Here is a 12,828-nt window from a genome sequence, read left to right on the forward strand (position 1 = left end):
GTAAGAAGATATACGGGAGGCGTAAGGAGACGGTAGAGCGCAGCTTTGCGGATGCGAAGGAGCTTCACGGTCACCGCTATGCCCGGATGCGTGGAATAGGTAAAGTATTTGAGCAGTGCCTTCTTTCGGCAGCAGTGCAGAATATGAAGAAGATAGCCCTTGTGCTGTCATATTTGCTTATATATTTCAGAGAAATGATTGAAATATGGGTTATTAGTGATGAAAACCAGCTTTCGGCTGCAATATAAATCGGAAAAACAGAATTATGAGGCAAGAAAATAAGAAACGCCGTACTTCTCAAGAAATACGGCGTTTGTCATCAATCTGAGGCTCCCCGAGGGGAGCCTCTCTCTTTAAAATCTGTAATTCACTTCCATGCCAACGGTTCTTGGTTCACCCATATAGTTGAACGCTGTGCCTGAACCGCCGTCGCGCATCCATGTAAAGTATTCCTTGTCTCCAAGGTTCCTCACGAACAGATACACTTCGTATCCCTTCTGCGATTCATATCCGATTTTTGCATTCATTATTTCGTATGCATCAACGGATTTTTCAGATGTGTTTGCCTTTGTATAATAGGTTCTGCCTGTGTGCCTGATATCGAATATGCCCACAAGCCCTGTGGAATGTCTGTATGATACTCCCGCCGTACCTGTGAATTTCGGAGCGCCTATCATATATTTGCCGTCATAGTTCACTGAATCGACGACAAAATCATCATATTTCGCTTCCATGAGACCCGCTGTGGCGAAGATATCCAGTCCCTTTGCAACCCGCGCAGCAATATCCGCCTCTATACCTGTGGTGTGTGCTTTACCCGCGTTTTTAACTGCGAAGATGGTGGATGAATAAAGCACCTCAAGCACCTGCATGTCATCGTAATCGGTGTGGAAGATATTCGCGTTGAACATCACTCTGTTGTCGAAAAATTTGGATTTCATACCAATTTCATAGTTCATAGATTTTGTTTCGTCGAAAGATGCATGGTCTTTGTCGGCAGTTGTATAGTTGAAACCGCCGGGTGTGTAGCCCTGCGACACCAGCGCGTAAAAGTTAATGTTAGAAGAGGGGCTGTATGTCAGAGACATCTTGCCCAGAGCGGCAGACCAGTCCTTGTCAACTGTGTAGCTGTCGTCCGACATCACTGTTCCGCCTGCTGACATGATAAGTCTGTAGTCCATCTCCCTTTCGGTTCTTTCATATCTGCCGCCCAGAGTCAGTGCTAATTTGTCGGAAAAGAGCGGAAGCGTTGTTTCTGCGAAAGCGGCAGCGGTGGTTGAATCCGTAACGGGTTTCCAGTTATATTTGTAGGTTGTCACAATATAGTCGTACATGCTGGACATCTCGTTCACGTCCATTTTGCTTTTATCGTAATACAGCCCGCCGAGCCATTTTATGCGGCTTTTATCCGATGAGGTGAAGCGTAACTCCTGAGAAAACGTCGGCAATTCAAAATCCTGCTGTCCCATTATGTATGCGCCGGACTGATAACCCATAAGGATAACTTCATCAGTATCCACATTTTTGTACGAGCTGACGGATGTTATGTTCACACTGTCCAGAGCAAAATCCATATTGAGCTGTAACGTGTCGGTTTTTGATGTTGTGTCGTCATATCTGCTTTTGTCGAACCCGCTGTAAATATCGTATGTGGGGGTGTCGGAAAAAACAGTGGGAGTGCTGACACCCTTCGCGTCGTTGTGGGTGTATTTCAGCATTATGTCGCTTTTTTGTGTGGGGGTTGCCCGCAGTTTTGCGGAATAGTAGTATTTTTCCGATTGATCGACATGCTTGGTTCCGCCGGGAGTCTTGTCTTCTATATATCCGTCGGTTTGTTCATATCCGCCTGAAAGTCCGAAATACAGCTTATCCTTCTGTATTGGACCTGAAACGGCAAACTTTGTCCTGAAAGTGTCGCGTTCCTCAACGGTGAACCCGATATTTCCTGTGTAGATATTCGACGGCTTTTTGGTGACGACGTTGATGGCACCGCTCATGGCGTTTTTGCCGTAAAGGGTTCCCTGCGGTCCTCTGAGAACTTCAATGCGTTCGATGTCCTCGAACGTGAAGTTATAACCGAAGTTGCTGTCGCTGGGCAGTCCGTCGACGTTCATAACCATAGGGCTTGCCGCCAGAAACTCGTTGGATGTCATACCTCTGGAAACTATCCATGTCTGGTTCAGACCCCAGTTGGTATCTATCATGACGTTCGGGACATATCTGCCCAGATCAGCCATATTGTTCATCCCTGCGTCCTGAACGAACGTATCAGTCATAACGTTCATCGGTGCGGCGACCTTCTGTGCGTCCTCCGCCCTTTTTTCCGCAGTAACCGTAATTGTCTCAAGCTGCAGATCATCTGCAAAACAAACGCTTGATAACAGCGTCAAAATGGCCATGACGCCAATAATCCGAAAATGCCTCATAGTTCTAACCTCCTGAATATTAGGCATTTTCATCGTACATTTTCCGTTATGTTTTCTCTGCTCTCAAACGGATTGAAAGTTGTTTTAAACGGAGTACCTTATTCGGCTTTGTGTTATGTCGCTTTTGACATGGAACAGCATCTGCCCGGGGGTAACGTTGAAGTGTTTTTTGAAGGCCTTTATGAAGTGGCTGACGTTGGTATAGCCCACCGTCCACGCTATTTCGCTTACGGAGTATTCGCCTGTTTCAAGCATCATCTTTGCTTTTGCCATGCGCTCTGTCTGGATGAAACCGTATACCGTTACGCCGAATACTTCTTTGAAGCCTGCTTTGAGTTTGAAATCGTTTATGCCTGAAAGCCTTGCCAGCTCGCTTATGCTTGGCGGAGTATCAAGATGTTCGGTGATATACCCGCAAAGGTCGCGTAATTTGTCCACTTCTCCCGGCTGTAGAACGGATTTTTTTATCTGTTCACAACCTGTCAGGAAAAAATCTGAAAAAACGCTGCTGAGTATCTCGAAAACCTTTGATTTTATGAAAAGCTCCCTCTTGGGAGATGCCAGCGAACAGCCGAGTATTGACCTTGCCGCGCCAAGCATGAGAGGTGATGCCGGAACTGATATTTCGTAAAAACTGTCGTTGTCGCCGAAATAGTCCAGCATATCTTCCCTAACAAGGTGCATTTCGTCTTTGAAATGCACTCTGGCAAAGTTGCGGTCGAACGCTATGCTTACAGCCTGCGTCGGCTTGCCTTTGGTTTTTATGGTTCTGCCGGAAGTGTTGTTGGATTTTGAAATGATAAGAGAGTTGCTCTTTTTATTCTCTGTCATAATCTCTTTTCCGTTCTTGTGAAAAAAGGATATCAGATCCGATTCCAGAGTTATGCCGAAACCGATGGGACACTCGCTGACATCGTATTCCATGACCATTTCGACTTCCGAAGGGATGTCTATAATGTAGACATAAAGCCCGCTTTGTATCTGCAGCTGTTCGACATATTTGCTTAAACCGAACATTCTGAAAATGTGATTGCTGACATTGATACTGTCGTATTCCCCCGCGCTGTTTCTGAGCCTGTAAACAGCCACGTCCTTTTCTGTCACAATATTCATAACGGGGAAAGTTTCCTGCATCCTCACATCCTCCCGCACAGCGTAATAATTTGATAATAATTATCATACGATACTGCTGTCCGTGTCAAGAAAATAATGATATTGACTATCAAAATCACTTGATATTATAATCCGTATACAAGGGAGGCGTTTTATGGCTTGTTCTTCTTGCAGTGTTGTTATGGATATCGGCTCAAACGGTGCCGTGTCAGTTCAGACCATACCTGAACCGATACTCAAACATGAAAATCTCGGACAGTATATAGAGACAGTGTACGTTCAGCCGGGGGTGATACTCTATGTTCTGCGCATCCCCGCAGAAAAGGCGGTGGACATCAGCTTTGACGTGCGCGGCGGGCTTCTGACATTTGAGTGCTGGCTGAAAGGCAAACTGGAATACAGATTTAAGACCGAAAGCGGCGGAATGGGATTCGACCATGCGCAGGCGGGGTATGTCATGGCTGGTACGGCAGCTGTGGAGACGGGGTTTCTGCATAAACCTGCCGGAATGGCTGTTGAAATGGTTAAGCTGTCTTTTGAGCCGTCTGTGTTTGAAATGATACTCGAAAGGGTGTACGGGCTTAAGATACAGGATGCACCGGAGGTATTCTCTGTTATAACAGACAGCCGCAACAGATTTGTAAAACTGCCTCAGACGGCTTCTGTCGAGGCGGCGGCGAAGAGCATAGCCGAGTGCAGGCACATGAAGCCGTTGAGAAATCCTGTGATAGCCAACCTTGCCAACGGGCTTATATACACTATTCTTTCGGATATCCTTCTGCGCCGCAGTGCAGGTTCTTTCGGTATACAGCCGGGGGATCTGGAAAAGTTTTACAGCATAAAATCTATGATAGACGAAAACCTGTGCGAGCCGCTCTCTCATTGCCAGATAGCAAAACGGGCCGGCATCAACGAGTTTAAACTGAAAAACGGCTTTAAAGAGGTGTTCGGCACCACCGTTAACGGATATATGACCCAGCAGAGGATGAATAATGCACGGAAAATGCTGGAATCCGGCGGAACCAGCGTCAGTGAGGCGGCATGGAGCATCGGATATACCAACGTCAGCCACTTCATTTCCGTATTCCGCAAATATTTCGGCGTAACACCGGGCAAGTTTCTTATGGACATAAAGCTCAAACTGGGCAGTCATGCCGTCGGTACTTCCGTTTAGCATTATTTCTGCTCCCTTTGCAGGTAGAATTGAGGCGGCGGGAAAATATACTCTGCTTCATTGAACAAACGGAGGTTCAGATGAGCAGATTATTTTTAGCAGTCTTCCTGCTGATAGCCGTTTCTGCGGCGGCGGAAGAGGTGGTTCTCGACCCCATAGAGGTGACCGCCAATAAGATGTCGCAGGACGTGCAGTCCGTGCCGGCGGGGATAACTGTATTTACTGATCAGGGTATTGCGGACAAGGGCATCACCCAGACCAAGGATGTCTTTGAGCGCACACCGAACATGTATCTCACCAAAATGGGGCCGCTCGGTTATGAGAATATGGCGTCTGTGAGAGGCATCACATCGTTTATGACGGGCAGTCCCGTTTTAAGCTTCTATGTGGACGACGTTTACTATCCCGGGTTTGATATAAACCTGCTGGACGTTGAGCGCATAGAGGTTCTGCGCGGTCCGCAGGGTACCATATACGGCAGAAATTCCGAGGCTGGCGTTATCAACATCATCACAAAACAACCATCAAACGAATGGAGCGGCTCACTCGGCGCTTCATACGGCAGTTACAACACCTACGAAACGAATTTCAGCGGCAACGGGGCGCTTGTAAAAGACAGGCTTTTTGTCCGCACCGCTTTGAAATACACATCGACAGACGGCTATTTTGAGAATAAATATGACGGTTCGGACGACGTTGACAAGGCAACTGCATTCGACGGCAAGCTTGCCCTTACGCTTGTTCCAGACAGTGCATGGAAGATAGGGCTGAAAATCGACGGGCAGAAATACGACAGCAACTATGCCGAGTTCAGCACTTTCGACAGCGTTAAGGACGGCGATTTCGATGTTGACGTGAACGAGCCTGGCAGTGTTGAGCGGGACGCATACGGAATATCGCTGAAAGCTGACCGTGACGGAAAGGGCGGGAAATTCACGTCCATTACCAGTTTCAGGAACGAGAAATATGACAGCCTTAACGATCTCGACTTTACTTCGTATGACATGATGGAGCTTTCCACCTATAAAAAGACCGATTCATTCAGTCAGGAATTCAGATATGTGTCAGGAGGCACTGCATCTCCCGTCAGATTCACATCCGGTCTGTATTTCTATAAGGAGAAAGAGGAACAGGTGGTCGGTTTCGATATGATAGCCTACAGCGTTCTTTCCATGAGATACGGCGATACGGACACCACAGGCGCGGCTGTGTACGGACAGGCTGACTATACAGTCGGGAAATTCGTTTTGACGGCGGGTCTTCGATATGAGAATACACAGAAGGATTTTGACTACCGCTGGTCGGGCGGAAATATGATCGGCTACACCGACACAGACGGCTCCACAGACAAGTCATTTGACGCGGTTCTTCCCAAGGCGTCCGTAACCTATAACTTCACAGATAATTTCAGGGCGTTCGTCAGTGCATCCAGAGGTTTCAGAAGCGGTGGCTTTAACCTGAACTCCGACGTTGGCAGGGAATATGATTCCGAGTTCACATGGAACTATGAAGCGGGTGTTAAGGCGGAACTTCTGAACAGGAAGATGATGGTCAGCGCGTCCGTGTTCCACATAGACTGGACGGATATGCAGGTTGAACTTCCTTCCTATCCTGACTTTGTGATAGAGAATGCGGCGGAAGCGAAAAGTCAGGGCTTTGAGGCGGAGATAAGATATCTCCCTGTCGGCTGGGCGGAAGTTTATGCCGGCGTGGGTTTTGTGGACGCGGAGTTTGAGGACTATGAAACCACTTCGGGTGACTATTCCGGTAACAAGGTTCCGAACGTTCCGGCAAATACCTTTAACGTCGGAACAACTTTAAGGTTTCTTAACAACTGGTTTGTGAACACCGAAATGACGGGTGCCGGAAAGATAGAGTATGACTCAGAGAATTCTATGCACCAGAACTCATATCAGGTGGTCAACGCCAAGATAGGCTATGAGACGGAACGTTTCGACGTGTATCTTTGGGCGAAAAACCTGTTCGATGAGGCATACGCAACAAGAGCTTTCGAGATGAGCGGCGAATGGTATGCAAGGGCAGGCGACCCTCGAACCATCGGCGTGAATATGAACTACAGATTCTGATAAATCATATGTGCGCCGCACTCTTTGTGGCGCACTTTTTCTATGCATTATTATTTTCATTATTGCATATTCGGTTTTTTAATAAAACATCACAGCAGTATCAGCCATATAAGAAATAATCCATTATTTAAAAGTATATTACACCGATTTCCGCGGCAAAAAGCATGTTGACACCTGTGCAAGTCTGAAAGATATTAGAAAATACAACGGTTTAAGGCAGGGCTTTGATTTATTTTCTAAACATAGGAACGAGGAAAATTCAATGCCGTGCGGAAATAAACAGAGCAAACAGACAGAGTTCAAAGAGAATAATAGTCAGATAATACAGTCACATGTGGAGGCGGTGAACAAGTGCCGCAGCCATGAATGTCGTGCCAAGGTCTTTCCTCTGCTCTATCAGATGAGCAGCGTCATAGCGGAAAGCTCCGACCTTTCACACACTCTCATAATCCTCCGCCGCATAATGAAACGCGAAATGAAGATGGTCTGCGGGATGATATGCCTTTGCCACCAGCGCACCGGAAGAATCTTTATACACGACAGCTTCGGATTGACGGAAGCGGAGGAGTCAAAGGTATATATGACATGGGCGAGGGCATCACGGGTAAGGTTGCCGAGACCGGAAAGCCTATCATGCTGTCCCGCGTGAGCGACGAGCCGACTTTTCTCCACAGAACCCGCGAACTTAAATACGGCATAGATCAGGAGCTCTCCTTTATCTGCGTTCCCATAAAGCGCGGGCAGAAGGTGCTTGGCACTATAAGCGCGGAGCGGATATACGACAGCGCAAAACTTCTTGAACAGGATGTCGAACTGCTCTCCACCTTCGCAGGGGTCATAGCCCCTGTGGTTGATCTGTACCTCATGGAGAACGTCGACAAGCCTATGCTGGAGCGGGAGAACAAGCGCCTTAACGACGCTCTTAAAAAGCGGTTCAGACCGTCCAACATCATAGGCAATTCAAAAGCCATGACAGAGGTTTATAACTATATAGGCAAGATAGCTGCCACAAAGACCACCGTGCTTATTCTGGGCGAAAGCGGAGTAGGCAAAGAGCTTGTGGCAGGCGCGATACATTATAACAGTCCCCTTTCGGAAGGTCCGTTCGTTAAATTCAACTGTGCGGCGCTTCCTGAAAATATCATAGAGAGCGAGCTTTTCGGTCACGAAAAGGGTTCGTTCACAGGCGCCGTTGCGCCCCGTATCGGGCGTTTTGAAGAGGCACATGGCGGCACAATTTTTCTGGACGAGGTGGGCGAGCTTTCGCTTGCCATGCAGGCGAAACTGCTTCGTGTTTTACAGGAAAAGACGTTTGAACGGGTGGGAAGCAACAAGCCTGTTAAGGTGGATATACGCATCATAGCCGCCACAAACCGCAATCTGTCGGATATGGTGACAAACGGCACCTTCCGCGAAGACCTGTATTACAGGCTGAACATCTTTCCCATCACAATACCGCCGCTGCGGGACAGGGACAGCGACATAATCATCCTTGCCGATCACTTTGTGGCACACTATTCAAAAGAGCAGAAGAAAAAGGTGAAACGCATCTCCACACCTGCCATAAACATGCTGATGAGCTACCACTGGCCGGGCAACGTGAGGGAGCTTGAAAACGCCATCGAGCGGGCGGTGATACTTTCGGAGGATGAGGTCATACACGGTTATAACCTTCCGCCTTCGCTTCAGAAACCGGTGCTTTCGGACACGGCTTCTCAGGGCGGGCTTGAGGCAAAACTTGCCGCGGTTGAGTATGAGATGCTTGTGGAAGCGCTCAAAACCCACAACGGAAATATATCCGAAGCCGCCGAAGAACTTGGCGTGACACGCAGGATATTCGGTCTGCGGCTTGCCAAATACAAAATAGATTACAGGACGTTCCGCTGAGATACGGGTCTTTCAACTACTGCAATCTGCCGCCGTGGGTCATTGCGTCGAGGCATTTCAATGAAAATCCTCAGACAATAGAGATTCAGGGGGTAAGGGAGAATAACCGCTTCCTGTTTGCGAAGCTGAACGCAATCCCGCACAGGGAGGAGAGGGCGCAGTTCTTTATGGATTATATGTCGGTGAGGTTTCACCTGCACCACTGGGAGGAGCAGAACACCGATGCCGCCAGAATGAGTATCCGCAACAGTTATATGCGCTTTCTGAAAGGCTGGATGATAGATTCAAACTCCATCGCCGGAGCCGTTCTCAAACACTGGGTTGAAAGACGTATCGGCATCAGCCCAACATACCACAATGCCTGCATAAACGATGTGAACTCGGACGAATATTACCGCTATATGGTGGATGCGATGAACGGAAGCGTTCACACCAGCGCCATAGATTCCCAGCTCGACCTGCTGTACGAATACTGTCAGTTCGAGCTGAGAAAGTTTCGCCCCCGTCCTGAGCTCTTTACGTTGTTCAGGGGAACCCACGATGCGGAAGAATATGAAATTCTGGAAGAGCTCGGCGGACGGGAGCAAATCGTACGTCTTAATAATTTAGTTTCTTTCACAGACCAGTCCGAACGCGCATGGGAGTTTGGACGCACGGTCTGGCGGACGCTTGTTCCGCCCTCAAAGATATTTTATTTCAGCGGGCTTCTGCCCGGAAGCATCCTTAAGGGCGAAAACGAGTATATGATAATCGGCGGCGAATACCGCGTTAAAAGTATGCGTTAATGAGACTGCCGCGCTGCGCTCGCAGAGACGAATAATTGTCTTCGCGAGGAGCTTCAGCGACGACGCGATCTCATACTATTTTTTTTAAGCAGGTCGTCACATCCGGCGCACTCAACCCTTCTGGGCATAGTTGGCAGCGGAACTTCATATTTCGGGGTTCTTGTACTGCGGCTTTTCAGCCCTTCAATATAATCCGCCGGAAGCCCTTTTTCCTGCGCGCCTGCAATGATGATATCCATATACGGTCTGGAGGGGGGCAGCTCCACTCCGAGCATATTCTTTTTATACATAAGTGGGTAATGGCTGTTTCCGTTTACGTCTGTCACAACGACCGGATAGTGGAAATACTGTCCCGCCCCGTCAAGCCGCACATCCTGATATGCATCCATTTCAAGCCCTTCGTATGAGGACATTCTGTAAACGACGCCCCAGACGTCCTGTTTTTTGTCCGGCACAAGTGTTTCCTGCGCGCCGTCCCATATGTGGGTATAGCCGAAGAACGCCAGCCTGTGTCCTGTCAGCTTTGCAACGGCAACGAACTCCGGCGCGAAGCATCTGGTTTTGATGTATTTTTCAAACATATCTGCGCCATAGGCGAAATATAGCCTACAGTCTCTGGAATAGTTGTCAACCACAGCAGCCTCCTTTGCGTCTGCTTCCGCCGCCGCACGAACTGAGCGGAACGGACGGAGCGCATGAAGAACAGGCGGAGTTTCCGCCGTCTTTCGGAACCACAATGACGCGGATTCCGTTTTTACTGAGTGTTTTTGAATGTACTGTAACGTTCAGTTTTTCCGCATCACTCTCCAGCCATCTCGGGACGTGTTCGCATATTATCTCAAGGCTTTTGTATCCGCCCCTCATGAGAAACGGCAGAAGTATCTCCCTTGAGTTCAGCTTCGTGTATGTTTTAAGTGTTTCCACAAGATTTATGTGGTATTTTCCGGCACATTCACTGCCTTGCAGTAGGGGCTCGGGAGCGACTGCCATAGATTCCAGCAGTTCTCTTTCCTCTTCCGAGGCGACGTATCCGAGAACGTCATAAACGTTCCCTTCGGAGCGCCATGTTTTTATGCCGACGCTTTCAAGTATGGCGTTCATAACGCCTGTCATATCCTCGGCGATCAGTACCGAGCAGCCGCCGAACATACCGACGGTATCTTTAATGATGGACTGGAGCTGTTCAAGGTCTTCCGCCTCGTTCACATCCATAGAGAGGTCTGCAACCTCCGTCCATTCGTCCTCAATCTGATCATAGAGCCTTACGCTCCCTTTCTGTTTCAGCCCCGTAATGGTGTTTTCGGGGTCAACGTATGCCGCAAGACGCATGGGTCACCTCGCATTATATGCCGTGTTTCTTACCCTTGATGGATTCAATGTCGATGCGTATCACCGCTGTGCCTTTAAGGCTGTTGAGAGGGTACTCGAACTTTTTGTCGGTGAAGAGCGCGACTATCATATCCAGCGCTTTTATTTTTTCCGCCTCGTCTTCAACGAAAACTGCGTTTCCAAGCCCGATGACGGTTCTGTGTTTTGCTTCAAAATCGCACGCCTTATCGCTTTCAACCACTCCGTTGTCAATTGAAACGCTGAAGCAGACGAGGCTGTTCTTTTTCATTATTTCTATTTTCGTTCCTGCAAGAGCAGAGTGGAAATATACTGCTACGCCGTCGTAAGCATAAAAGACTGGAACGGTGAACGGTATGTTGTTGTCCGCAAGGGCTAGGTTCATCACCTGTCCTTTTTTAAGTATCTCGGCTATCTCCGCCGTGTCGGTTATCTCGCGCTGTTTTCTTCTCATTGGTCCGTGGTTAGGGTGCATAACAATTCCTCCGAATAATAATTTAAAAAAGAGCGGCATCCGGGGTGAAAAGGGATGCCGCAAAGCAAACCTTACCACATGGCGAGAATCCACTCTCTGTCCTTCTTATACTCCATGTCGGTGAAAAGTACATTAGCCATCTCTTCCGCAAGCCAGACAGCGCCGTTGTAACCCACTTTGGGGTGGCGGTAGTAACCTGCTCTGTCGTATACGGGGAAGCCCACTCTTACCATCGGAATGTTGTTATCCACAGGTATGTAGCGTCCTTTTGAGTGACCGAGGATGAGGTCAACCTCAAGTCCTTTGTTCTTTATTCTGTCTTCAAGCTCCCAGAGGTCGGCGTTTGTAATGACCTCCATGTCAAATTCCGCGTGTTCCTTGATAGCGAGCAGACGCGGGTCTTTGGCATAGTTGGGGTTCTCGTCGCCTATCAGCAGAAGTACGGGTTTCATTGAAAGGTCGAGGCAGAACTCCGCAAGACCGATGGCAAGATCCGGATGTCCGTAGATTGCCACTTTTTTGTCGGCGAAGAACATGTGCGCGAGATCCTGAAGCGCGTCGATAGCTTTTCCGCGTTCGCGCACCAGAGATTCGGGGATAGGTTTTCCGGTGAGCTTTGAAACGTTTTTAAGGAACGTGTCCGTGTTTCTTATACCGATAGGTGTAGGACCTATGATTGTGGGTATTTCAAACTTGTCGCGGAGATACTCGGCGGCTTTTCCGCCTTCGTATTTGTTCAGCGCGATTGTGCCTATGGCGTTCGCAGTACCCTGCATATCTTCAATTGTTGTTGTGCCGTGGGAGACAGCGCTCTTGTCGGGCATAAGGGGAGAGTCGAAATTCTCTATCTCGAAAAGGACGGTGGCATCCACATCCATCATTTTAAGCAGGTGTTTCAGTTCGGCAACATCGCCAGGATCGACCCAGCCTGTGATGAGGTTCAGCTTGCCGTTGCACTCGTCAGTTTTAGTTGCGAAGTGTTTTACGAAAGCTGTGACAGCAGCGTCATAACCTGATGTCTGGGAGCCTTTGAAACTGGGGGTGTGTACAGGGAGGAGATGAACTTCCCTGTCGGCGTATTTTGTTGCCAGAAGACCTTTTTTAAGTTTTCTGATAACGCCTTCCACGTCGTCACCGATGATCTCTGTTGAACAGGTGGTGATGATCGGTACGACCTTGACATGGGGATAACGTTCAAGGAGAACGTCAACCGCTCCCTCGACACGGTGTACCGCACCGAGAACCGCCGCGTCTTCGTGGAGTGAAGAGGATGCGATGTCAAAGTTTTCGTTAAGGTGCTGTGAGAACAGCAGACGGACGAACATGACACAGCCCTGACCGCCGTGAACTATTGCCGTACAGTCTTCAATGCCTATGCTGGCATATTGCGCGCCCGCCGGCTGGCAGGTGACCATAGGGTTGATTATACCTGCTCTTTTTTTGCTTTTTATTTCACATGACATAATTAGCTCCTAATTACGCTTCCTCCCTCCTTTAGCAAAGGAGGGTCGGGGTGGATTTGATTGATTATTTA

At 48.5% G+C, this 12,828-nt stretch carries 10 protein-coding genes and 1 pseudogene; 5 read left to right on the top strand and 6 right to left on the bottom strand.

Features of this window, described 5'->3' with window-relative positions:
• A partial coding sequence (locus tag LRY47_RS01780; RefSeq protein WP_295221947.1) for a transposase occupies window positions 1-248 on the top strand: 248 nt, incomplete at its 5' end.
• 105 nt (window positions 249-353) lie between these two features.
• On the opposite strand, the gene LRY47_RS01785 is transcribed toward LRY47_RS01780, so the two are convergent.
• Complete coding sequence (locus tag LRY47_RS01785; protein WP_295221949.1) at window positions 354-2,426, bottom strand: TonB-dependent receptor; 2,073 nt, start codon at window positions 2,424-2,426, stop codon at window positions 354-356.
• 84 nt (window positions 2,427-2,510) lie between these two features.
• Window positions 2,511-3,560, bottom strand: coding sequence for an AraC family transcriptional regulator (locus LRY47_RS01790; protein ID WP_295221950.1), 1,050 nt, complete (start codon window positions 3,558-3,560; stop codon window positions 2,511-2,513).
• A gap of 133 nt (window positions 3,561-3,693) precedes the next feature.
• Between LRY47_RS01790 and LRY47_RS01795 the strand changes: the two genes are divergently transcribed.
• The 4 genes and pseudogenes from LRY47_RS01795 to LRY47_RS01815 all read left to right on the top strand — a co-directional run bounded on the left by LRY47_RS01795 (window position 3,694) and on the right by LRY47_RS01815 (window position 9,472).
• Window positions 3,694-4,713 carry an AraC family transcriptional regulator gene (locus LRY47_RS01795; protein ID WP_295221953.1) on the top strand — a complete coding sequence of 340 codons (1,020 nt, stop codon included), beginning with the start codon at window positions 3,694-3,696 and terminating at the stop codon, window positions 4,711-4,713.
• 80 nt (window positions 4,714-4,793) lie between these two features.
• Window positions 4,794-6,800: a TonB-dependent receptor gene (locus LRY47_RS01800; protein ID WP_295221955.1), complete on the top strand. Its 2,007-nt coding sequence runs from the start codon at window positions 4,794-4,796 to the stop codon at window positions 6,798-6,800.
• A 334-nt stretch (window positions 6,801-7,134) separates the two neighbouring features.
• Window positions 7,135-8,687: pseudogene (locus LRY47_RS01810) on the top strand (sigma 54-interacting transcriptional regulator).
• Window positions 8,684-9,472, top strand: coding sequence for an NAD(+)--dinitrogen-reductase ADP-D-ribosyltransferase (locus LRY47_RS01815; protein ID WP_295222193.1), 789 nt, complete (start codon window positions 8,684-8,686; stop codon window positions 9,470-9,472). Before LRY47_RS01810 ends, LRY47_RS01815 begins: the two are co-directional and overlap by 4 nt.
• 53 nt (window positions 9,473-9,525) lie before the next feature.
• Here LRY47_RS01815 and LRY47_RS01820 read toward each other — a convergent pair whose 3' ends face one another.
• From LRY47_RS01820 to anfK, 4 genes are all read right to left on the bottom strand, one after another.
• Entirely contained in the window at window positions 9,526-10,107 is a 582-nt protein-coding gene (locus LRY47_RS01820; protein WP_295221962.1) for a gamma-glutamylcyclotransferase, read from the bottom strand.
• Entirely contained in the window at window positions 10,100-10,801 is a 702-nt protein-coding gene (anfO, locus tag LRY47_RS01825; RefSeq protein WP_295221965.1) for a Fe-only nitrogenase accessory protein AnfO, read from the bottom strand. The genes LRY47_RS01820 and anfO overlap by 8 nt, the downstream gene beginning before the upstream one ends.
• 13 nt (window positions 10,802-10,814) lie before the next feature.
• Window positions 10,815-11,294: a pyridoxamine 5'-phosphate oxidase family protein gene (locus tag LRY47_RS01830; protein WP_295221968.1), complete on the bottom strand. Its 480-nt coding sequence runs from the start codon at window positions 11,292-11,294 to the stop codon at window positions 10,815-10,817.
• A gap of 71 nt (window positions 11,295-11,365) precedes the next feature.
• Entirely contained in the window at window positions 11,366-12,757 is a 1,392-nt protein-coding gene (gene anfK, locus LRY47_RS01835; RefSeq protein WP_295221971.1) for a Fe-only nitrogenase subunit beta, read from the bottom strand.
• Between the last annotated feature and the right edge of the window lie 71 nt (window positions 12,758-12,828).

This window comes from Seleniivibrio sp., from assembly GCF_021209385.1.
GTDB lineage: Bacteria > Chrysiogenota > Deferribacteres > Deferribacterales > Geovibrionaceae > Seleniivibrio.